Source organism: Actinomadura rugatobispora (assembly GCF_055379765.1).
Window position 1 is genome coordinate 6,082,028 of record NZ_AP029191.1, and the last position, 22,416, is coordinate 6,104,443.

General features: G+C 71.2%; 17 protein-coding genes and 1 pseudogene. 9 read left to right on the top strand and 9 right to left on the bottom strand.

What is annotated here, in order from left to right; genetic code table 11:
• Positions 1-297 precede the first annotated feature (297 nt).
• Positions 298-1,419 carry a methyltransferase domain-containing protein gene (locus tag ACZ466_RS27340; protein ID WP_378284838.1) on the top strand — a complete coding sequence of 374 codons (1,122 nt, stop codon included), beginning with the start codon at positions 298-300 and terminating at the stop codon, positions 1,417-1,419.
• A 272-nt stretch (positions 1,420-1,691) separates the two neighbouring features.
• Here ACZ466_RS27340 and ACZ466_RS27345 read toward each other — a convergent pair whose 3' ends face one another.
• The gene (locus ACZ466_RS27345; RefSeq protein ID WP_378284837.1) at positions 1,692-2,594 is read right to left on the bottom strand and encodes a helix-turn-helix transcriptional regulator; all 903 of its coding nucleotides are present in this window, start codon (positions 2,592-2,594) and stop codon (positions 1,692-1,694) included.
• Positions 2,595-2,637: 43 nt separating this feature from the next.
• Here ACZ466_RS27345 and ACZ466_RS27350 point away from each other — a divergent pair.
• The 5 genes and pseudogenes from ACZ466_RS27350 to ACZ466_RS27370 all read left to right on the top strand — a co-directional run.
• A pseudogene (locus tag ACZ466_RS27350) lies at positions 2,638-2,847 on the top strand (FAD-dependent oxidoreductase); the annotation flags it as partial.
• 112 nt (positions 2,848-2,959) lie between these two features.
• Positions 2,960-4,267 (top strand): FAD-dependent oxidoreductase, encoded by a 1,308-nt coding sequence (locus ACZ466_RS27355; protein WP_378284835.1) that lies wholly within the window; start codon positions 2,960-2,962, stop codon positions 4,265-4,267.
• An 83-nt stretch (positions 4,268-4,350) separates the two neighbouring features.
• Complete coding sequence (locus ACZ466_RS27360) at positions 4,351-5,679, top strand: ABC transporter substrate-binding protein (RefSeq protein ID WP_378284834.1); 1,329 nt, start codon at positions 4,351-4,353, stop codon at positions 5,677-5,679.
• Between the two features lie 4 nt (positions 5,680-5,683).
• The gene (locus ACZ466_RS27365; RefSeq protein WP_378284833.1) at positions 5,684-6,601 is read left to right on the top strand and encodes a carbohydrate ABC transporter permease; all 918 of its coding nucleotides are present in this window, start codon (positions 5,684-5,686) and stop codon (positions 6,599-6,601) included.
• Positions 6,598-7,473, top strand: a complete 876-nt coding sequence (locus ACZ466_RS27370; RefSeq protein ID WP_378284832.1) for a carbohydrate ABC transporter permease — start codon at positions 6,598-6,600, stop codon at positions 7,471-7,473. Before ACZ466_RS27365 ends, ACZ466_RS27370 begins: the two co-directional genes overlap by 4 nt.
• Before the next feature lie 84 nt (positions 7,474-7,557).
• On the opposite strand, the gene ACZ466_RS27375 is transcribed toward ACZ466_RS27370, so the two are convergent.
• Genes ACZ466_RS27375 through coaA form a run of 5 tightly spaced genes read right to left on the bottom strand, consistent with a single transcriptional unit; the run spans position 7,558 to position 16,514 of the window.
• Entirely contained in the window at positions 7,558-9,768 is a 2,211-nt protein-coding gene (locus tag ACZ466_RS27375) for a DUF4132 domain-containing protein (protein ID WP_378284831.1), read from the bottom strand.
• Between the two features lie 5 nt (positions 9,769-9,773).
• Positions 9,774-11,954: a DUF4132 domain-containing protein gene (locus tag ACZ466_RS27380; RefSeq protein WP_378284830.1), complete on the bottom strand. Its 2,181-nt coding sequence runs from the start codon at positions 11,952-11,954 to the stop codon at positions 9,774-9,776.
• A gap of 5 nt (positions 11,955-11,959) precedes the next feature.
• The gene (locus tag ACZ466_RS27385; protein ID WP_378284829.1) at positions 11,960-13,249 is read right to left on the bottom strand and encodes a hypothetical protein; all 1,290 of its coding nucleotides are present in this window, start codon (positions 13,247-13,249) and stop codon (positions 11,960-11,962) included.
• Positions 13,250-13,254: 5 nt separating this feature from the next.
• Positions 13,255-15,498 (bottom strand): DUF4132 domain-containing protein, encoded by a 2,244-nt coding sequence (locus tag ACZ466_RS27390; RefSeq protein WP_378284827.1) that lies wholly within the window; start codon positions 15,496-15,498, stop codon positions 13,255-13,257.
• Between the two features lie 56 nt (positions 15,499-15,554).
• Positions 15,555-16,514: a type I pantothenate kinase gene (gene coaA, locus ACZ466_RS27395; protein ID WP_378284826.1), complete on the bottom strand. Its 960-nt coding sequence runs from the start codon at positions 16,512-16,514 to the stop codon at positions 15,555-15,557.
• Positions 16,515-16,639: 125 nt separating this feature from the next.
• Here coaA and glmS point away from each other — a divergent pair, with 125 nt between their 5' ends.
• The gene (glmS, locus tag ACZ466_RS27400; RefSeq protein WP_378284825.1) at positions 16,640-18,487 is read left to right on the top strand and encodes a glutamine--fructose-6-phosphate transaminase (isomerizing); all 1,848 of its coding nucleotides are present in this window, start codon (positions 16,640-16,642) and stop codon (positions 18,485-18,487) included.
• A 93-nt stretch (positions 18,488-18,580) separates the two neighbouring features.
• On the opposite strand, the gene ACZ466_RS27405 is transcribed toward glmS, so the two are convergent.
• From ACZ466_RS27405 to ACZ466_RS27415, 3 genes are all read right to left on the bottom strand, one after another.
• The gene (locus ACZ466_RS27405; RefSeq protein ID WP_378284824.1) at positions 18,581-18,799 is read right to left on the bottom strand and encodes a DUF397 domain-containing protein; all 219 of its coding nucleotides are present in this window, start codon (positions 18,797-18,799) and stop codon (positions 18,581-18,583) included.
• Between the two features lie 323 nt (positions 18,800-19,122).
• Complete coding sequence (locus ACZ466_RS27410) at positions 19,123-19,341, bottom strand: DUF397 domain-containing protein (RefSeq protein ID WP_378284823.1); 219 nt, start codon at positions 19,339-19,341, stop codon at positions 19,123-19,125.
• Between the two features lie 15 nt (positions 19,342-19,356).
• The gene (locus ACZ466_RS27415; RefSeq protein WP_464043988.1) at positions 19,357-20,247 is read right to left on the bottom strand and encodes a helix-turn-helix domain-containing protein; all 891 of its coding nucleotides are present in this window, start codon (positions 20,245-20,247) and stop codon (positions 19,357-19,359) included.
• A gap of 223 nt (positions 20,248-20,470) precedes the next feature.
• Here ACZ466_RS27415 and ACZ466_RS27420 point away from each other — a divergent pair, with 223 nt between their 5' ends.
• Positions 20,471-20,824, top strand: a complete 354-nt coding sequence (locus tag ACZ466_RS27420; protein ID WP_378284821.1) for a holo-ACP synthase — start codon at positions 20,471-20,473, stop codon at positions 20,822-20,824.
• A 55-nt stretch (positions 20,825-20,879) separates the two neighbouring features.
• On the top strand, positions 20,880-22,352 hold the full coding sequence (locus tag ACZ466_RS27425; protein WP_378284820.1) for an NAD(P)H-hydrate dehydratase: 1,473 nt from the start codon (positions 20,880-20,882) through the stop codon (positions 22,350-22,352).
• Positions 22,353-22,416: the final 64 nt, after the last annotated feature.

Below are 22,416 nucleotides of genomic sequence, written 5' to 3' on the forward strand. Positions count from 1 at the left end.
ACAGCCTTCTGAAGTGCCAATGACAATGGCGGGCTTCGCCTTTTAACTTCCCTGTCATGAACGCGGTTCTCGGGGTGGGGCTGGCCGTCGGCCCGACGATCGTGCATGGGGTGATCCGTCTCTTCCGCGTTCGCAGGTCGTCCAAGGGCGGCCTCCACCGTCGGCAGGCAAGGGAGCGCGAGCGTGGGCAAGCACGATGAGAAGAAGGAGGGCGACGGCAAGTGGGATCGGCCGGTTCCGCCGAAGGACCCGAAGAACCCGCCCGGGGGCGGTAAGCACGAGAAGGGCGGCAGGTAGGTGGCGGGCGCATCGGAGCGGATGATGGAACTCGCGGCCGAACTGGACGCGGCGGGGGATTTGCCGGCGGAATGGGGTGAGGCGTTCAGGGCCGTTCCCCGGCACCTTTTCATTCCCCCCACGGTCTGGATCGAGGATGGCGACAGGCTCGTCCCCCTGCACCGGGAGGACGACCCGGAGGCGTGGCTCGACCTCTGTTACGCCAACGACTCCGTGATCACGCAGGTGGACGACGGTGAGCCGGTCGGCCCCGGGCTCGTGGGCGCGGAGATCACCAGCTCGTCCAGCCGACCGGACGTGGTGGCGCTCATGCTCGCCACCCTTGAAGTCGAGCCGGGCATGGACGTCTTGGAGATCGGCACGGGGACGGGCTGGAACGCCGCGCTCATGGCCGAGCGTCTGGGCGCGGCGCATGTCACGACGGTCGAGGTGGATCCGCAGGTGGCGGAGCGGGCGCATCGAGCGCTGAGGAGCGCCGACTGCAAGGTCGCCGCCATCGTCGGTGACGGGGCGCTGGGGTACGAGCCCGGAGCGCCCTACGACCGGGTCATCGCGACGGTGGGCGTCCAGCGCGTGCCGCATGCGTGGGTGGAGCAGACTCGGCCGGGCGGCCGGATCCTGGTGCCGTGGCTGACCGACTTCCACAATGGTGCGTTGCTCGCTTTGACGGCGCATGGAGACGGCACCGCGACGGGACGCGTCGTCGGCAACGTGGCGTTCATGCCGCTGCGGGTCCAGCGGGGGCGGCGCGCTTCGCTGGTACGCGACGTCCGCGACGTGGGCCGGGCGCGGCGGACCGCCACGGACCTGCACCCGTACGACGTGATCGGCGAGTACGACGCGTCCCTCGCGGTCGGGCTCAAGGTGCGGCGGTGCAAGCTCGTGGTGGAGAGTCACGAGGTCGGGTACACGGTGTGGCTCATCGATCCCTGGTCGGGGTCGTGGGCGAGCCTGCGCCACGTGCCGGGCGCGGAATGCTTCGAGGTGCGGCAGCTCGGTTTCCGGAGCCTGTGGGACGAGGTCGAGGCCGCGCACCGGTGGTGGACGGGCCTGGGGCGTCCGGAGGCTGGGCGGTGGGGGCTCACGGTGAGGGCCGACGGGCAAGAGGTCTGGCTCTCGTGAGCGTCAGTGAGAAGGCGGTCAGGCTGCCGGGGCTGCCCGTGCAGGTGGCGGTCGCGCGGCGGTTCGTCGCCGAGGCGCTGGGGGGCGATCATCCCTGTCGCGCGGACGCGATGCTGCTCACCCTCGGAGACCGGCACCAACGCGATCGCGCACTCGTCCAGCGGGCGGCCTGGCGGGTCGTTCCTCCTGACCGTCCGCTGGACGGACGGCTGGGCGCGAGTGGCGGTCGCCGATCAGGGTGCGGCAGAGGCGCCGTGCCTGCGGCCCGTCGGCTACTCGCTGCGCGGGCGGGCCGCTGTTCTGCTCTCCGCGTTCCTTGCATCGAGCAGCGGCCTGGGACGGTCGTTGGCGTCTGTTGATTGCTGGGACCAGTTGCACGCGCGCAGCGCCGTCGGTGACAGGCCGGTGGCCTCCTTGACCTTGCGGGCGAAATGGAAGCTCGTCTTGAAGCCCGAGCACGCCGCGATCGATCCGACCGGCAGCCCCGAGCTGGTCAACAGCTCGATGCCGTGAGTGACGCGGCGGTCCCACAGGTAGCGCATGGGTGTGGTGTCCATGTGCTCACGGAACAAGCGCACCAGGTGCTCAGGGCTCACCCTCGCGGCTGCGGAGATGGCCGTCAGGTTGATGTCGTTCTGGACGTTGCGGTGGATGAACAGCCGGGCGTCCTCGATGGGCGCCGGCAGCGCGGCGGGCAGATTCTCGAACTCGGCGATGAAGCGCCACAACAGTGCCGTGGCCAGCGCGTCGACCAGTGCGCCTTGGGCGGTGAGGCGGGTCTGTTCGGTGATCAATGCCTCGCGCGCCATGTACGTCAGGGCGGAGGACAGCGGTCTGGTCGGGCGCACCGCCTCCAGCCATCGGTTCATCTGGGGGGTGAGCTCTTCGAGGTCACCGCGTACGAGCGTCTGGCGGGTCTCGGCGCCCTCGGTGAAGCCGATCACCTCGGTGTGCCCGGGCAGCAGGATGCACATCTGCCCCGCGGGGACGGCGTACGGGTCGCGGTCGTCCACGTGCACGACCATCGTTCCGGCATGGATCAGCAAGAGCTGAACATTGCCCTGCACGCGGGGCCCGATGCGGGAGCCGGGGCGGTGGACGACGCTGCGGACCACGGAATTGACGATTCTCAGGCGTCGGGAGGCGGCATCAATTCCAGACACAGGCTCGCTCACTCTGGCCATGTTACCGGCGCGTTTCCGGTGGTGAGATCTCGGCATGACCGAGATTCAGACACAACTTCTCGTGGTCGGCGGTGGTCTGGGCGGCGTCTCGGCCGCACTGGCCGCGGCGCGGCGTGGCGTGAGCGTTGTCCTGACCGAGCCGACCGACTGGCTCGGCGGCGTCCTGACGAGCCAGGGGGTCCCCCCGGACGAGCACGTGTGGATTGAGCAGTTCGGCTGCACGGCCACCTACCGTGAGTTCCGTGACGCCATTCGCTCCTACTACCGCCGGCACTACCCCTTGACCGAGGCGGCCCGCCGCACGATGGCCTTCAATCCCGGTCGCCAAGGTCTCCGACCTCTGCCACGAGCCGCGCGTGTCCCTCGCCGTCATCGAGGCTCTCATCGCACCGCACCGGGCGTCCGGGCGCATCCGGGTACTGATGGAGCACGAGCCGGTGTCCGTGACGAACACGGACGACCCCGACACGCTGGAGTCGATCACTCTACGTGATCGCCGTACCGGTGATCTCACGACGGTGAGCGCTACCTGGTTCGTCGACGCGACGGAGACCGGCGACCTGCTGCCGCTGGCCGGCGTCGAGTACGTCACCGGCGCCGAGTCGCGGGATGTCACCGGTGAACCGCACGCTCCGGAACTGCCGGCCCCGCTCAACATGCAGCCGATCTCGGTGTGCTTCGCCCTCGACCACGTCGAGGGCGGGGACTTCACGATCGCGCGCCCCGACAGCTACGAACACTTCCTGACCTCTTCGGCGACGAACTCGCCGAACGGCCGGCTGTCGCTGACCGCGCCCCATCCCAAGACGCTCGCGCCCTCGCACCACACGTTCTTCCCGAACCCCGTCGAGGACCACACGCTCATCCGTCCGGACTACGCGGACCAGCGGGTGGGGAGCATGGACCGCAACCTGTGGACTTTCCGCCGCATCGCGGCAGCCCAGAACTTTCTGCCCGATGCCTACGAGTCCGACATCACGCTGGTGAACTGGCCGCAGGTGGATTACTGGGACGGTCCCATCTTCGATGTTCCCGCGGAGCAGGTCGAGTTCCACCTGAAGCGGGCCCGTGAGCTGTCGCTGAGCCTGCTGTACTGGCTGCAGACCGCCGCCCCGCGTCCCGACGGCGGCGTTGGCTGGCCGGGGCTGCGTCTGCGTGGTGATGTGCTGGGCGACAGCCCCGATGGGCTGGCCAAGGCGCCTTACGTCCGCGAGTCGCGTCGCATCGTGGCCGAGCACACGATCGTCGAGCAGGAGATCTCCTTGGAGGTCCGCGGGAACCGCGGCGCCGTGCGGCACCGCGACAGCGTCGGGGTCGGCATGTACCGCATCGACCTGCATCCCTCCACCGGCGGCGACTCCTACATCGACATCGGCTGCTGCCCTTTCGAGCTGCCCCTGGGCGCGCTCATTCCCGTGCGGGTCACCAACCTGCTCGCCGGCGCGAAGAACATCGGCACCACCCACATCACCAACGGCGCCTACCGGATGCCCCTGGTGGAGTGGAACATCGGCGAGGTCGACGGCCACCTCATCGGCTTCTGCGCGGCCCGGGACGTCACCCCCTCCCAGGTCCGCGCCGACGACAAGCTGCTCGACGAGTTCCAGGCCGAACTGGACGCCGTCGGCGTCGAGCGGCACTGGCCGAAGATCGTCGGTTACTGACGACCGCCACCGAAGCGCGTTCGCGCTCGGCCTGCATTCCTCGTAACACCCCGACCACCCCGTACGAAGAAGCGAGGCGGACCATGCGTATCACCAGGACTGTCGTCTCCGCGACGACCGCCGTCCTCATGGCGGGAGCTCTCGGCGCCTGCTCGACCTTGAAAGGCGGGTCGACCAACGCCGCCGGGGAGATCGAGATCACCTGTGCGACCTGCCAGAAGTCCACCACCGACCCGTTCCTGCAGTTCAACTTCGAGGCGGCGCAGCGCTTCAACGCGGCCAACAAAGGCAAGTACCACGTCAAGACGCTGCAGAACGCGAACGCCGGCTCAGGGGACGCCCGGCTGCAGTACTACCAGCGCCTCGCGCTGGCCAACGACCTGCCCGACGTCTTCCAGTTGAACAGCGCCGAGATCAAGTCGTTGTCGGGTGCGGGAAAGCTGCACGACTTCGCGCCCGACCTCAAGGCCGACGCGACGTGGGCTGCCTCGTTCCAGCCCCGCGCCTTCGACGCGTTGTCGGGCCGGGACGGACAGCGGTGGGCCATTCCGCAGCAGCAGGATCCCATCGGGATCTACTACAACAGGAAACTCCTGACCAGCGTGGGCTACGACTCGTTCCCCACGACCTGGGACGACTTCGAGGCCATGGCCGCCAAGCTCAAGGGCGCGGGCGCGACCCCGATCGCACTCGACGGGGACTGGGCGACCCTTCTGATGTGGTCCAACCTCATCGGCACGCAACCGGCAGGCGGTGCCTTCCTCACCTCTGAGATCGCCACCAGCAAGGACTGGTCGACCAACGCGGCCGCCGTCACGGCCACCGAGCGCCTTCGCGGCTGGCACGCCAAGGGCTATGTGAACGCCGACTCCTTCTCCGGCGACTTCCAGAACGCCGCCTCGAAGTACCTGGCCGGCAAAGCCGCGGCCGTCCCCAACGGGCCATGGTTCGTCAAGACCAACCTGAAGTCGGCGAACGCCGCACCAGGGCTGTACGACGGCACGGATGTCGCCCCGTCCCCCGGATGGGACGCGGGACAAGGGCTGATCGTCGTCTCGGGCGCCGGCTGGGTGTCGGGTACGAGCGACCGGACCAAGCTCGAAGCGGTGGGCGCGTTCGTGCGGTTCACGTCCTCCGCCGACGAGGTCGTCAAGCAGGCCAAGGCGACGGGCTCCAACCCGCCCGTCAAGGTGCCCGCCGCCACCGTCAAGGCGGCAGGGCTCGAACCGCTCAGCTCGCGCTTGGTCACCCAGATCCCTCGGGTCGCCCAGACCTTCCCCCACGCGCGGGTCCACGCACCCGGGGGCATCGACGCGGCGTGGAAGAACCTGTGGCCCGCCTACGTCAAGGGCGAGATCGATACGAAGGCCTTCTTGTCGCGCCTGGCCACCGAGTCCGCGGCGGGGAGCTAGAGCCGTGAGAACCACGCACCGGGTCCGGTCGCGGGCGCCCAAGCCCGCGGCCGGGCCGCGTATCCCCGCCGGCATGCGTGGCCGCGTCGCCGTCTCGCTGCTGCCCGCCCTCGTCTTGTTCGCCCTGTTCTTCCTGGTGCCGCTCGTCGTGCTGGCCGTGACGGCGTTCTCCCGCTGGGGCGGTGTCGACTTCGCGTTCACCGGACTGGACAACTACCGCCGGCTGTTCTCCGACCCGGTGTTCTGGAAGGCCGCGGGCAACACGCTCTTCTACTGCGTCGCGTCCATGGTCATCCAGGTACCGCTCGGCGTGGCGGTCGGCATGACCCTCGCCGTGAAAGTGCCGGGCTGGAAGCTCTTCCGCACGATCATCTTCATCCCGTTCGTCATCTCGGGGGCCGCGTACGCGCTGGTGTTCTCGGCCTTCTACAACCCGTCCTACGGCCTGCTGAACAACCTGCTCGCCCCCGTCACGGGCGGCCGGCACGACTGGCTGTTCGACAGCGGCACCGCCCGGTGGGCCGTGGCCGGCACGTTCGTGTTCATCATCGGGTTCGTGGTCGTGGTCGTCATGGCGGAGGTGGCCGCGATCCCGACCGAACTCCTCGAAGCCGCCGAAGCGGACGGTGCGAGCCTGATCCAGCGCCAGCTGTTCATCGTCCTGCCGCTGTTGCGCAACGTCATCGGCACCGTCCTCCTCGTGCGGCTCCTGGTCGACATCGGCATGTTCGACCTGGTCTACATCCTGACCTCCGGCGGCCCGAACGACGCCACCACGACTCTCGCCCTGTACGCCTACCGCGCCTACGTGCACGGGGAGTGGGGCTACGCCAACGCCGTCGGCTCCGTGATCCTGATCCTGGGCGCCACGCTCATCGTCACGGTGCGGCGAGTCTTCCGGATCGGAGAGCGAGCCCTGTGACCGCCATCCAGCCTGCCGACGTCGCCCGCCGACGCGGCGTGCGACGCACCCGTCCGCGCTCGTGGGCCCTGGTGCTCATCTACGGCTTCCTCACCGTGGTCACGCTACTCTCGCTGCTGCCCACCGTGTGGGTGATGCTGTCCTCCTTCAAGACGGGCCCGCAGGTCTACTCGGGCAAGGGGTTCTTCCCCTCTCCCGCGACCTTCCAGGGCTACATCGACGCGTTCACCGAGATCCATCTGCACACCTACGTGCTCAACACGCTGCTGTACGCCACCGGTGGCACGATCGGCGCCGTCTCCGTGGCGTTTCTGGCCGCCTATCCGCTCGCCCGCTACGCGTTCCTCGGCAGGAACTTCCTCGTCGCCATGTTCGCCCTGGCCCTGGCCATCCCTTTGGTGGGGCTGGCGACGCCGGTGTTCTTCGTGGTGCGCGAGCTCGGCATGTTCGACTCCCGCATCGGGTTGGTCATCTTCTACTCGGCGCTGGAGTTCCCGTTCTCCTTCATCGTGATGAGATCTTTCCTGCTGTCGTTGCCCCCGGAGATCGAAGAGGCCGCCCTCATGGACGGTGCCGGGTACTTCACCACCCTGCGGCGGATCATCCTGCCGCTGTCGCGACCGGCCATCGCCACCGTGTGCGTCGTGGCGTTCGTGAAGATCTGGAACGAGTTCTTCTTCGCCAATCTGCTCACCGTCACCCAGTCCAACCACAACGTGCAGCTGGCCTTGGCCGGCTTCAAGTCGCAGTTCGGCTACAACGTCACCGGCGCCATGGCCGGGGCGACCATCATCATGCTGGTCCCCATCGCACTGTTCCTCGTCCTGCAGCGCCAGGTGGTCGCCGGCCTGACCGCGGGTGCCGTCAAATGAGCGGCACCGCGATCGCACCTTGGACCGCGCCCGCACCCCTCCCTGTGCTGCGCGTCCGCGGCGCCGACGATCAGGGTTCTCCTCTTAGTTGGCCGGGGGGTCGGTCAGGCGGGTCAGGTCGGTGAGGAGTTCGGAGGCGGTGACCGGGTCCAGTTCGCCGAAGGGGTGGCGCTTGCCGGAGTAGCGGCCCGTGAAGAGGGAGACGTCCCGGATGTCCTGCTCGGCGAAGTCCTCGGGGGCGATGACGCGGATTCCCGGTTCGAACTGGACCATGAGGTGCCGCTCGTCGGGGGTCATGAGCATGACCTGGCGGCGGAAGCCGCCGGTCTCCTTCTCGCCCAGCTCCCAGCCGCGTGAGGTCATGCCGAGGATCCGGCCGAAGTGGACGGTGCCGCCCTCGAAGCGCGTCAGTTTGGTGCTTCCGCGCTCCTCGTCGGTGAGTGCGTGCACGGTACGGGCCAGCTGCTGGAACGGCTGGAGGAGTTCGTAGTCGGCGAAGACCTGCCCCCATGCCTCGACGGTGGGGCCGCCCAGGAGGACCGGGTGCGGCAGCGTGATCGGGGTTTCGTCGGGGAGGGGACCGAGTTCTTTGTCGTCGGCGTCGGCGAGGGTGCGGTCCTCGGCCACGCGGAAGGGGACGGGCCGGCCTTCGACGTCCGCGGACCAGATCAGGCGGCGGGCGATGTGGCACAGGAGGGGGTGGGCGATGAAGAGGGAGCGGAAGTCGGCGAAGGTCCAGGAGCGTCCGGTGACCATGGCCTTCTCGAGGCGTTTGATCTGGTCGGCGGCGACCGTCCGGACGTCCTTCTTGAGGTCGGTGAAGCGCTTGTACGCGGCGGGCGCGAGGGTGTCGTCGTCCTTGACGCCCGGTTTGGGGAGCGTCTTGCGGCGCTTGCCGTCGGCGTCGGTCACGTACGGCTTGAGCTGCTCGTCGAACCCGACGCGGAAGCTGCGGGGGCCGTAGTCGAGGGTGAGGCCGCCCTGGGAGTCCAGGCCGAAGTCGGGGACGAGGCGGTCGGCGAGCTGCTCGGAGGTGAGCCCGCGTTCCTTGGCGATGCGGTTCAGGGCCCCTTGGGCACTCGCCCTGATCCGCTTGTGGTCTTCGGCCTTGTTCGCTAGGCGGTGCAGGTGCCGCAGCGCGGAGTCGCTTCCGAGGCGGGTGAACAGGCTCAGGAGGTTGAACCCGCCGATGTCGTAGACGTAGCTCTTGGACCAGCGGGCGATGATGGGGGCGAGCCGGTCGGCGGTGTCGTCGTTGCCGAAGCGGGCCAGCGCGTACTGGACCCCCCTGTTCGCCATCGACCTGTAGGGGGTGTCGGCCTCGTACAGGGCCCAGGCGAACGCGGCCAGGGAGTCGGGGTCGAACAGGTCGATGACCTGCTCGACTCCCGGGTAGGGGTCCCACGGCTTGGAGAAGGTCAGCATCGTGAGGAGGTGGCGGGTCGCCGGGGCGGGCAGGGCCGTCTTCCGGTCGCGCAGCAGGATCTGAGGCAGCCGCGCCGGGTCGAACGCCTCGGGCGTCTCCGGGAGCGGGTCCGGGTAGATGTCCAGGCCGTCGGTGCGGAGCACGGACATCGCGGCCGCGGCCTCGTCGCCGTAGTGCCGGGCCGCCCGCACGATGGCGTCGTGGCCGTGTTCCTTGGCGACGATGCGGAGGGCCTCCTCGGCGCGCTCCCGCTTGGGACCGGGCTTGCGCAGGGCGTCCGGTACGGCCAGCAGGGCGGCGGCCTCCCCGTGCAGCTTGAACCAGACCTCGACGCGGTCGCGGTTCGGGTAGACGCCGCAATGCTTGATCATGAGCTGGGCGACGTCCGTGTCCAGGAACGGGTCGAGCCAGTAGAAGGTGCGGGAGTTCTTGGCCAGGTGCATCGCCATGGGGTAGGCGGCCAGCCCGTGGCGGGCCACGATGCATGGCATGGCCGTGGCCGTCCCGTAGCCGGTGAAGGCGTCCCAGTGGCGCTGGTCGGAGAGCAGCGCGTCACCCAGTTCGAGCGGGGCCTGTGCCAGGAGGCCGAAGCCCAGGTCGCGGCGCTGCTCGGCGTCGAGTTCGGTGAGGGCTCGGCCGCTGGAGAAGGTCTCGGCGAGCTCGTTCCAGTCGGTGTCGTCCGGGAGCGGCTGCCAGCCGTACTTGCCCTGGTAGGGGGCCGCCAGCCATTCCTCGCGCCGGCCGGGCGCCCACGTCATGGTGGTGGGCTCCTTGGGGGCCTTCAGCTTGAGGACGACGGGCTGCTTGCTCGCCGTCCACGGCGGGTTGACGAGCAGTTCGGGGAGGGAGCTTTCGGGGGTGTTCGGCATTGTTCCTATTTCGTGGTGAGGTCGGCGAGTTCGGTGAGGATCTCGGACGCGGTCGACGGGTTCAGGTCCCCGAACGGGATCGGCTCTCTGACGTAGCCGTTCTCGGCGACCTTCACGTGCTCGACCTGCTCGATCCGCTGGACGGGGGCGGGGGCGGCGTGCTTGGGGATGCCCGGCGCGAACCGGACCTCGACGAGCGCGCCGCGGTCGCCGATCGGGTGAACGAGCAGGCTGCGGTTGTGGTATTCGTCGCGCGCCGTGCGGAGGCTCCAGTCGCCCTGGGCGAGGCGGACAAGGGCGGCGGTGGGCACCTCGGCGCCGTCGAAGCGGGTCAGCAGGCTGGTCGCGCGCTCCTCCTCGCGGAGGCGGACGACGGTCCGTCCGAGCTGGGGGAAGGGCTGGAGGATCTCGTAGTCGGCGAACACCCGCCCCCACGCGCCCACCGCGTCGCCCAGGTGCGCCGGGTGGGGCAGGACGATCCGCGCGCCGGGCGGGGGCGTGAACGCCTTGTCGTCGACGTCGGCGAAGGAGCGGTCCTCGGCGATCCGGAACGCGGTGGCGGTGCCGTCGTGTTCGGCGCTCCACACGAGGCGCCGCGCGAAGTGCCGCAGCAGCGGATGTTCGACGTAGAGGGCGTGGAACTCCTCCAGTGGCCAGTCGCGCCCGCTCATCATCGCCCGGTGCAGCCGCTTGCGCTGCTCGGTGGCGACGGACCGGACGCCCTTCTTCAGGTCGGTGAAGCGCCGGTGGGCCGGGTCCGCGACCGCGGCGTCGTCCTTGGGGCCGGGTTTGGGGAGCGTCTTGCGGTGCTTGCCGGTGCCGTCGATGACGTAGGGCCTGAGCTGCTCGTCGAATCCGACGCGGAAGCCGCGGGGGCCGTAGTCGAGGGTCATGCCGCCCTCGGCGTCAAGCCCGAAGTCCGGGACGAGCCGGTCGACGAGCCGCGCCGCCGTCAGGCCCCGGTCCCGCGCGGCGCGGTGCAGGGCGTACCGCGCCTCCTCCTTGACCTTCTTGCTGGGGTGCGGGTTGTCCGCGATCTGGTGCAGCAGGCGCAGCGCGGTGTCGCCGCCGATCGCCCCGAACACGTCGAGGGCGTTGCGCGCCGCCAGCGAACCGGCCCACCAGTACTCCCAGGCCGCGATGGCCTCCGCGAGCCGCCGGGCGGTCTCGGCGTCGCCGAGGCGGCGCAGCGCGTACTGGACGCCGTCGGGCGCCCACGAATACCGGCTCAGCTCGGCGGTCAGGTAGAGCGCCCAGGCGAACTCCGCGAGCGAGCCGGGGTCGCACACCTCGATGACCTGCTCGACGAACGAGTGCGGCCGGTCGGGGCGGGAGAGGAGCAGCAGCCGGGTGAAGGACCGGGTCGCGTCGGCGGGCAGGGCCGTGTCCCGGCCGCGGAGCAGGATCCGCGGCAGCCGTTCGGGGTCCCGGTCTCCGCTGATCTCCGGGACGGACGCGGGGTAGCGCAGCACCTCCATCGCCCTGGCCGCTTGGGGGCCGTAGGACCCCGCCGCCTGCGGGACGGCGCCGTCGTCGGCGATGATCAGGCGGAGCAGGACCTCCGCGGCGGTGCGCCGCGGGCCTGGCCGCTCGAGCGCGTACGGGACGAGCAGCGCGGCGGCGGCCGCCCCGTGGTCCTTCGCCCAGGCGCGGGCGTCGGCGTTCCCGTTGGACGGTTGGGCGACCATCACCTCGGCCGTCTCCGCGCTGAGGAAGGGCCTGAGGGGGGTGGCCGTGCCGGGGCCTTCCCGGCGGGCCACGTGCAGCGCCAGGGGGTACGCCTTCAGTTCGTGGCGGACGACGACCCCGCCGAGCACCTGGAGGTCGGTGAACTCGTCCCAGTAGCGGCGGTCCTCCAGGAGTTCGTGCGCCGGCTCGTGTGGCCCGTGCAGCAGCAGGCCCGCGTACAGGGGGGCGCGGCCCTTGGGGGTGAGCTCGGTCAGGGCCCGGCCGCTGCGGAAGCGTTCGGCCACGGCCTCCCAGTCGGCGTCCTTGCGGCCGCGCGGGGCCGCTTCCTCCTGGAGGCGTTCGCGCAGGTAGCGGTTCCACGCCACCGTGACCGGGACGGCGGGCGGCTCCAGGCCCTCCAGGACGATCGGCGCCCAGGTCCAGGGCGGGTCGACCAGCAGGGCGGGCAGCGACTCGGCGGGCGCGTCCCGGACGGGGGCTTCGGGGGAATCTGGCATTGCTCCTATTTCGTGGTCGGTCCACGCCGTTCGGTGATCTCCCGCACCGCCTCCAGCGCGCCTGGGGCGATCCGCTGCCGGTCGGCCGCCTCGCGCCCGAGCTCGTCCAGAAGGCGCAGCGCCGTGTCGCTCCCGAGCGCGGTGAACACCCGGAGGACGGACTCCCCGCCGCTGTCCCGGACCAGCCGGGACGACCAGTGGGCGGCGACGGCGGCGAGGCGGGCGGCGGTGCGGTCGTCGCCGAGGCGTTCCAGCGCGTACCGGACGCCGTCGGAGGCCCAGACACGCTTCCGCCCCGCCGGGGGCCGCGCGTCGAACTCCGCCTGGTACAGGCCCCAGGCGAAGTCGGCGAGCGAGGCGGGGTCGCACATCTCGACGACCTCATCGAGGGCCTTCTCGACCCTCGGGCGCGGCCCCTCCGGGCGCAACCAGAACAGCAGCGTGGCCAGATGCCGGACGGACGCGGCGGGCAGGGCGTGCTCACGGTCGCGCAGCAGGACCTGCGGCAGCCCTTCCAGGGGGAAGCGCGGTCCGTGCGGGGCGATGGGGAAGCGCAGGACCTCCACCGCCCGCACCGCCTCGCCGCCGTGGCGCGCCGCCGCCTCGGCGACGACGTCCCAGTCGCGGGCGATCATTCCGCGGACCGCCTGTTGCGCGACCTCGCGCTCGCGACCGGGCTCGCCCAGCGCGTGCGGGAGGGCGTACGGCAGCGCGTCCGTCCCGTGCCTTCTGAACCAGGCGTCGGCGCTCCAGGTGAGGGCCGGGAGCCCCCGGACGCCGTCCGAGTGGACGAGCATCAGCCGGGTCACCTCCGCGTCCAGGAAGGGGGCGAGGGCGAACAGCGTGTCGAGGTCGTCGGGGCGGACGGCGTGCAGCGCCAGTTCGTAGGCCGCCAGCTCGTGCCGGGCGACGATGGCCTGAACGTGCTTGGGGACGAGGCCGTCCCAGTAGCGGCGGTCGTCCAGGGCCTCGGCGGCGAGGTCGTCCGGGCCGTGTACCAGCAGGCGGGCGTAGAGGGCCGAGCGTCCCCTGTCCGTCAGGTCGGCCAGGGGCGAGCCGCCGCGGATCCGCTCCGCCATCGCGTTCCAGTCGTGGCCCTTGCGGGAGGGCGCGGCCGGGGCGTTCTCCAGGAACGACTCCCGGACGCCCTCCGGCCAGGACACGACCGTCGGGCCCGCGGGCGGCGCCACCCCCGGGACCACGATCGGCTCCCAGGTCCAGGGCGGGTCGACGAGGAGGGCGGGCAGGGCCGCGGCGGGCGCGTCCTTGACGCCGGCATCGGAGGAATCCGGCATGGCTCCTATTTCGTGGACAGATCGGTGAGGGTGGCGAGCAGCTCCGAGGCGGTCACGGAATCGAGCTCGCCGAACCTCCGGTCACCCTCCTCTGACCCGAACGCGAACGACCTGGTTCCGATCATGACCCTGCGGAGCGTCTGCTCGGGGAAGACGTCGATCGCGCCGACCGCGATGCCCGGATCCAGATCGATCACGACCCAGCGGCCGCCGGCGACGCGCAGCGAGATCTCGTGCTCGATGCCGTTGTCCTGCGGGGCGCCGCGCTCCCAGCCGTGCCGGGTCAGCCCCAGCACCTTCCCGGTCGGGACGGTCACGCCCTCGAACCGGGCCAGCCGCGAGCTGCCGCGCTCCCCGTCCGCGAGGGCGTGCACGGCGCGGCCGAGCTGCGGGAACGGCTGGGTGATCTCGTAGTCGGCGAACACCTCCGCCCACGCCCCCAGCCGCCCGCCCAGGTGGAGCGGGTGCGCGATGCCGACCTCGGCGGCGTCCGGCAGGGTGAACGCGGCGTCCTCGACGTCGGCGAGCGTGCGGTCCTCGGCGATCCGGAACGCGCGGTCCCCCGCGAGCCAGACGAGCCGGCGGGCGATGTGCCAGATCAGCGGATGCCCGGCGAAGTAGGCCCGGAACTCCTCCGGCGTCCAGCGGCGGCCCGTGACCATCGCCGTCTCCAGCCGCGTGACCTGGTCGGCGGCGATCGTGCGCACGTCCTTCTTCAGCGCGGCGAAGCGCTTGTGGGCGGCGGGGGCGAGCTCGGGGTCGTCCTTGACGCCCGGCTTGGGCAGCGCCTTGCGGAGCTTGCCGGAGTCGTCGGTGACCAGCGGCCTGAGCTGCTCGTCGAAGGCGACCCGGAAGCCGCGCGGGCCGTAGGCCAGGTGCAGGCCGCCCTCGGCGTCCAGCCCGAAGTCGGGGACGAGGCGGTCGGCGAGCTGCTCGCTGGTCAGGCCGCGGGCCTTGGCCACCCCGGCGATCGCCCGCCGCGCGGCCTCCCGCAGGCCCGTGAACTTCACCTTCCGCGCGATGCCGTCCAGGTGGATCAGGGCCGTGTCGGTGCCGATCGCGGTCAGCACCTCCAGCCCCCGCACCGCCTTGGCGTGCCCGGACCGCCCCGGCCACACCCGGATGACGGGGGTGAGCCGCCGCACGGTCTCGTCGTCGCCCAGCCAGGCCAGCTGCGCCAGCACCCAGCCGTTGCGGGACGGCTCGCGCGCCGCCCGCCACGCCTCGAAGACCGCCCACGCGAGCGCGGCCAGCGACCCGGGCTTGCACAGCTCGAACACCTCGGCCAGGCCCTCGTACGGCTCGTCCCCCGAGGACAGCGCCAACAGCGACACCAGGTTGGCGGTGGCGGCGGGCGGCAGGGCGCGCCCGGAGCCGCGCAGCACGGGCCGGGGCAGCGCGGCGACGTCCAGCCACGGCAGCTTCGGCGGCTTGGGCGGGCCCTCGGCGGGCTTCTTTTGGACGTCGGCGACCGGCGCCCCCGCGCTCAGCGCCTCGGCGACGATGTCCGCGGCCTCGTCACCGTGGACGCGGGCCGCCTTCACGACCGCGTCCAAGCCGTGCTCCTCGGCGACCAGAGCCAGGGCGGCGGTGGCCTTGCGGCGCGGCGGGCGCCTCTTGCCGACCGCGTCCGGCACCAGGAACGGGACCGCGTCCAGGCCGTGCTGGCGGAAGTAGGCCTGGGTGAAGTCCTGCGCCGTCTTGAGCCGGAACATCCAGTCGGCCATGAGCAGCGCGACCTCGGCGTCCAGGTAGGGCAGGAGCGCGCTGCCGGCGGCCGGGGCGTCGATCCCGGCGCAGTGCAGCATCGCGTCCCGCGCCTCCAGCTCGTAGCGGGCCACGGTCGGCTTGAGGTAGCGGAAGAACGACGGCGTGACGTACCTGACCCGCCACTCGGCGAGCAGCGGGCGGATCCGGTCCTCGGGCCCGCCGGCGAACATGCTCGCCTCGGTCGGCGGGTACATGGACCTCTGGTCGGCCACGTACTCGTCGATCAGCCGGTCCAAGTCGTTGCTGGACGAGAGGTAGAGCTTCGTCGCCGCCCACTTCTCCCGCTGCCCCGGCGCCCACGAGACCGCCAGGCCGGGCGGCGGCTCCAGGCCGTCCACGACCCGCGCCTCGGGCTCCTTCGGCTTGGCGGGCTTGGGCCGCCGCGCCGCCTGCTCCCACGGCGGGTCGGCCAGAATCCCCGGAATCTCCCCCGGAGCGGCGTTCTCGATCGTCGTGCCGGTCCCCGTGTCGCTGCTCATGTCGCGCAACCGTAGAACAGAGCTCCGACAGAGCAGTGCGGAATCGAAGCAACCGGTCAGATGCGGCGGAGCCGGACCCTCCGGACCTCGTGGTCGCGGCCCTTGTGCAGCACCAGGGTGGCGCGGGCCCGGGTCGGCAGGATGTTCGACACCAGGTTGATCTCGTTGACGTCCCGCCAGACCCGCTGCGCGAACGCCGCCGTCTCGTCCTCGTCCAGCTCGTGCGCGTACCTGTGGAAGTAGGAGCGGGGGTCGGTGAAGCGGGTGCGGCGCAGCGCGAACAGCCGCTCGATGTACCACTGGCGGATGTCCTCCACCCGCGCGTCCACGTAGATCGAGAAGTCGAAGAAGTCCGACACCCCGAGCGTCCCGGGCGGCGGGGCCTGCAGCACGTTCAGGCCCTCCACGATCAGGATGTCCGGGCGCCGCACGGTCTGCGCCGCGCCCGGGACGATGTCGTACTCCAGATGCGAGTAGACCGGGATCGACTGCTCCTCGGCCCCCGCCTTGATCGCCGACACGAACCGCACCAGCGCCCGCCGGTCGTAGGACTCGGGGAACCCCTTCCGGTCCATGATCCCGCGCTCGGTCAGCACCGCGTTCGGGTAGAGGAAGCTGTCGGTGGTGACCAGCTCCACGGTGGGGTGCTCGGGCCAGCGCGCCAGCAGCGTCCGCAGCAGCCGGGACGTGGTCGACTTGCCCACCGCGACGCTGCCCGCCACGCCGATGATGAACGGGGTGGGCGGCACCGGCTCGCCCAGGAACCCGCCCACGGTGTCGCGCAGCCGCCCCTCGCCCAGGAAGAACAGGTTCAGCAGCCGCGACAGCGGCAGGTAGACCTCCTCGACCTCGGTGATGTCGATCGGGTCGCGCAGTCCGCGCAGGGCGTCGAGCTCGCCGGGGGTGAGGGGGAGCGGGGTGCTCTCGCGCAGCGCCCGCCAGGCGTCGCGGGAGAGCTCCACGTAGGGGCTGGGCACGCTCTGAGGACTAGACACGTCGTCCCATCCGCTCGTCATGAGGGAACACGGTAACCAGGGGTCCCTCGCGTACACCGGTGTTTCACCGGGCGTCCACGCTATAGCCACCCCGCTACGCCACTTGCTGGTGGGTCCATGGAAGACGAGCTAATAGGCTTGCCGCCATGTGCGGAATCGTTGGGTACGTCGGCGCCAAGCCGGCACTGGACGTCGTGGTCGATGGGCTGGCGCGGCTGGAGTACCGCGGCTACGACTCGGCCGGGGTTGCCGTCCTGGCCGACGGGAGGCTGGCGACGGCCAAACGCGCGGGCAAGCTGGTGAACCTGCGCAACGCGCTCGCGGACGAACCCCCGCCCGCCGGGACGCTGGGCATGGGGCACACCCGGTGGGCCACGCACGGTGCGCCCAACGACCGCAACGCCCACCCGCACACCGACTGCTCGGGCACCGTCGCGGTGATCCACAACGGGATCATCGAGAACTTCGCCGCGCTGCGGGCCGAGCTGGAGGAGCGCGGGCACAAGCTGAGCTCCGACACCGACACCGAGGCCGTCGCCCACCTGCTGGAGGACGCCCTCAAGACCGCCGAGGGCGGCCTGGCCGAGGCGATGCGCCAGGTCTGCGGGCGCCTCGAAGGGGCGTTCACGCTGGTCGCGGTGCACACCGGCGACCCCGACCTGGTGGTCGGCGCCCGCCGCAACTCGCCGCTGGTCGTCGGCGTCGGCGAGGGGGAGAACTTCCTGGCCAGCGACGTGGCCGCGTTCATCGCCCACACCCGCAAGGCGATCGAGCTGGGCCAGGACCAGGTGGTCGAGCTGCGCGCGGGCGGGGTGACGGTCACCGACTTCGAGGGCCGTCCCGCCGAGGTGAAGGAGTACCACGTCGACTGGGACGTGTCGGCCGCGGAGAAGGGCGGCTACGACTACTTCATGCTCAAGGAGATCGCCGAGCAGCCGCGGGCGGTCGCCGACACCCTCCTCGGCCGGGTCGGCGCCGACGGCCGGCTGACCCTGGACGAGATGCGGATCACCGACCAGGAGCTGCGCGAGGTCGACAAGATCATCATCGTGGCCTGCGGCACCAGCTACCACGCCGGGCTGATCGCCAAGTACGCCATCGAGCACTGGGCCGGGCTGCCCTGCGAGGTGGAGCTGGCCAGCGAGTTCCGCTACCGCGACCCGATCCTGAGCCGCAGCACCCTGGTCATCGCGATCTCCCAGTCCGGCGAGACCATGGACGCGCTGATGGCCGTCCGGCACGCCCGCGAGCAGCACGCCAAGCTGCTGGGGATCTGCAACGTCAACGGGTCCACGCTGCCGCGCGAGTGCGACGGCGTCCTCTACACCCACGCCGGCCCCGAGATCGCGGTCGCCTCCACCAAGGCGTTCCTGACCCAGCTGGTCGCCGTCTACCTGATCGCGCTGTACCTGGCGCAGGTGCGGGGCACCAAGTGGGGCGACGAGGTCTTCGCGATGGTCCAGCTCCTGGCGCAGATGCCGGACAAGGTGGACAAGGTGCTGGAGACCATGGAGCCGGTGCGCGAGCTGGCCCGCTCCCTGGCGGGCGAGCGGTGCGTGCTGTTCCTGGGCCGGCACGTGGGCTTCCCGGTCGCGCTGGAGGGCGCGCTGAAGCTCAAGGAGCTGGCCTACATGCACGCCGAGGGCTTCGCCGCCGGCGAGCTCAAGCACGGCCCGATCGCCCTGATCGAGGAGGGCCTGCCGGTCGTGGTGGTGGTGCCGCCGCGCGCCCGCGCCGTCCTGCACGACAAGATCGTGTCCAACATCCAGGAGATCCGCGCGCGCGGCGCCCGCACCATCGTGATCGCCGAGGAGGGTGATGGGACGGTCGAGCCGTACGCCGACACGCTGATCGCCGTGCCGGCCGTCCCGACCCTGCTGCAGCCCCTGGTGACCACGGTGCCGCTGCAGGTGTTCGCCTGCGAGCTGGCCACCGCCAAGGGCCACGACGTCGACCAGCCCAGAAACCTCGCCAAGTCCGTCACCGTCGAATAGCGTGAGATTCTCAGAATGAGAATCCCGGAATGAGAGTTGCGTCATTCCATGTTTCGCTCGCCGGGGACGGAATCGGGGTGCCGGTTTTCACCCTCATGACGTTTTCACCCTCGTGACGAAGGCCCGCCAGGCGGCGGGGGTGAGGAAAAGGAAGGTGTCGTCGCCGGGCGCGGCGCCGTCCCGGATCACGACCGCCGGTCCGTCCGGGCCGGCGTCCGCGCCCGCCGCCGGGGCCACCTCGACGCAGCCATTGTTGGACTGGCAGCGGAGACTGCGCCGCCAGTGGAACGGGATCGCCCTGTCGGGTCGCATGCGACCTCCTCGATAGGGCCGGCCGGCGGGGCCGGCGCGAGTCGTACCACCGCCATTAAAGGTCACCGGGCGGCTCACTATCACGCCACCGAATAGTGGCGGGATACGGCGGGGTCCGTGGCGGCGAAGCCATGGTGACCCCGGAGGAAGACGAATAGGACAAATCGGCTATAGACCGGACATGGCGCCGGACATGACCCCCGACGGACGCCCGACAGGCCCCGGACAGACTCCGGACAAGACGCCTGACATCCGGACATGACGAGGGGCCCGGCGGTCGGCCGGGCCCCCTCATCGCGGCGTGTCCTCGGAGGTGTGTGTCCTCAGAGCGACTGCTCGAACTCCCCGCGCTTGATCCGGTCGGTGAAAGCGCGCCATTCCCTGGATGAGAACAGCAGGACCGGACTGGCGTCGCCGTGCTTGGCGTCCCGGGCGGCGATGGCCGGTACGGACGCCATGGCGGCGATTTCGACGCAAGTGCCGTTGGCTGCGCAACGGCTGCTCTTGCGCCAGGAGATCGGTTGATTTTCAGCGGAGGCCACGCGACATCCTTTAGTTCAGAGACCGCGGTCTGGTATTTTTTCCTGCCATGCGTGGAGAATCTCCGCGATGAAGCTCCGGGATTCGGCGGGATCCAGCGCGGCCTCGGCCAATGTCGCATGCGCGAGCCGGTAGAGGTGCGTGGTCACCTCGTCCTCGAAATGGCTCACCGCGAGACTCTCGGTGTGCACGATATCGGGGAACGTGACGTCATGGAAATCGGCGAACTCAAGGAGCGTGAAAGAGCCTTCCATGAGTGGGTGTGGTGCGTTTAGTGGGAATATCTGAAGTCGTACATTGGGCAGTTCCATGAGCGTGCTGAGATGACTGATCTGATGTGCCATGACGGACTCGTCCCCGACCAGTCGCCACAGAACCGACTCGTCGACGACGATCCACAATTCAGCCGGACCCGGCTCGCGCCGCAGGATCCCCTGGCGCCGCATGCGGACCTCGACCCGCCGGTCGATCTCGCGCGGCGGCGTGGCGGCGATCGTGTTCCACCCCGACACCACCTCGCGGGCGTACGCCTCGGTCTGCAGCAGCCCGGGGACGGTGTGCGTCTCCCACTGCCGGATCAGGCTCGCCTCCGCCTCCATGGCGATGTAGTCGGGATAGCCGCCGATCAGGTCGCGGTACTCCTCCCACCAGCCGCGTTCGGCGGCGTCGCGGGCCAGGGCGACGATCTCCTCGCGGCGGGGGCCGCCGATCTCGTACAGGTCCAGCAGGAGCCGGACGTCGGCGATCTTGGCTCCGGTGCGGGCGTTCTCGATCCGGCTCACCTTGGCGGTCGACCACCTGAGCCGGTCGGCCACGTCGTCGCCGGTCAGGCCGTATTGCTCGCGCATCCGGCGCAGTTCGGCGGCGAGCCGGCGCTGGCGGACGGAAGGTCTCGGGGATGCGCTCATGGCGGCGGCCTCTCCTGCCCGGCTGAGGTGGGCGACGGCACGGTCGTCGGATGGGGGGCGGGGATCACCCGTCCAGGTGAAACCGTAACTTGCACGCGAAGCCGTGCGCACTCGACTTCCGATCAAAGACCGGACTCTTCGGCACACCGTTCCACCAGGTCACTCGGGTGGGCCGTTCCAAGGCGCCCCGGGGGCGCCGGCGGCGCCGTGGGAACCTGGACGGGTGATCGTGGGAGTGGGGATCGACGTGGTGGACATCGCCCGTTTCGAGCGTTCCCTGGAGCGCACTCCGGGGCTGCGGGAACGGCTGTTCACCGAGGTGGAGCGGGACATGGCGGGACGCTCGCTGGCGGCCCGGTTCGCCGCCAAGGAGGCGCTGGCCAAGGCGCTGGGCGCGCCCGCCGGGCTGCGCTGGACCGACGCGGAGGTCGCGCGGGCCGAGGACGGGCGGCCCGACCTGCGGGTGTCCGGGACGGTCGCCGCCGCGGCCGCCTCCCGCGGCGTGTCCCGCTGGCACGTCTCGCTCAGCCATGACGGCGGCATCGCCACCGCGGTCGTGATCGCCGAGTCGGAATGAGCCCGCGTGACCCGGGCAGGCTCCGGGCCGGGGACCGAGCAGGGGATGGGTGCGGATGAGGTACGCGCACGAGGTCGGGAAGGTGCGGGCGGCGGAGCGGGCGCTGATGGCGCGGCTGCCGGAGGGGGCGCTGATGCAGCGGGCGGCGGCCGGGCTCGCCGCCGTCTGCGCCCGGCTGCTCGTCCGGGTCTACGGGGCGGAGGTCGTCCTGCTGGCGGGGGGCGGCGACAACGGCGGCGACGCCCTGTACGCCGGGGCCCGGCTGGCGCGGCGCGGCGCCCGCGTCACGGCCGTCCAGGCCGGGTCCAGGCTCCACGAGGGCGGGGTCGGCGCGCTGCGGGCCGCGGGCGGGCGGGTGACCGGGCCCGAGGCGGCCCCCGCGCTCACCGGAGCCGCCGACCTGATCATCGACGGGCTCACCGGGATCGGCGGCACGGGCGGGCTGCGCGAACCGCACGCCACGCTGGCCGCCCTCGCCTCGGCCTCGCCCGGTGTGGTGGTGGCCTGCGACGTGCCCAGCGGGGTGGACGCGAGTTCGGGACGGGTCGAGGGCGCCGCCGTCCGTGCGGACGTGACCGTCACCTTCGGCACCCACAAGCCCGGCCTGCTGATCGACCCGGGCGCGGCGCACTGCGGCGTGGTCGAGCTGGTCGACATCGGGCTCGGCCCCGACCTGCCCGACCCCGACGTGGTCGCGGCCTGGCCCGAGGACGTCCGGCCGCCCGAGCCCGGCCCCGAGTCCGACAAGTACCGGCGCGGCGTCGTGGGGATCCTCGCGGGCGGCGAGGAGTTCACCGGCGCCGCCGTGCTGTGCGCGGGCGGGGCCGTGCACGGGGGAGCGGGCATGGTGCGGTTCGCGTCCGCGCGGCACCCGGTGGAGCTGGTACGGCAGCGCTGGCCCGAGGCCGTCACCACCGTCATCGAGCCGAAGGCGGAGGAGCTGGAGCGGGTCGGGCGCGTCCAGGCGTGGGTGGTCGGCCCCGGGCTCGGGACGGGGGAGGAGGCCGAGGCGCTGGTCGAGGCGGTCCTCGGCACCGACCTCCCGGTCCTGGTGGACGCCGACGGGCTCACCGTCCTGGCCCGCCGCCGCGACCTGCTGCGCCGCCCCGCGCCCACGCTGCTGACGCCGCACGCGGGCGAGCTGGCCCGGCTGATCGGCGCGGACCGGGAGGAGATCGAGGCCGCGCGGCTGGAGCACGTCCAGAGGGCGGCGGCCGAGCTCCCGGCGACCGTGCTGCTGAAGGGCTCGACCACCCTGATCGCGGAGGAGGGCCGGCCGGTGCGGGTCAACCCGACGGGCACGCCGCGGCTGGCCACGGCCGGGACCGGGGACGTGCTGTCCGGGCTGGCCGGGGCGCTGCTGGCCGGGGGCATGCCCGCGCTGGACGCCGCCGCGGCCGGGGCGTACCTGCACGGGCTGGCCGCACGGATCGCCTCGGCGGGCCCGGAGGAGGCGGACGGCATGGCCCCGATCAGCGCGTACGACGTGATCACGGCGCTGCCCGCCGCCTTCCGCGCCCTCGGGTAGTCCTCGGCGTCCGAACGGGTAAAAGAACGTCAAGAGCTGATCGAGGGGGAGGGGCAGGCCGTCC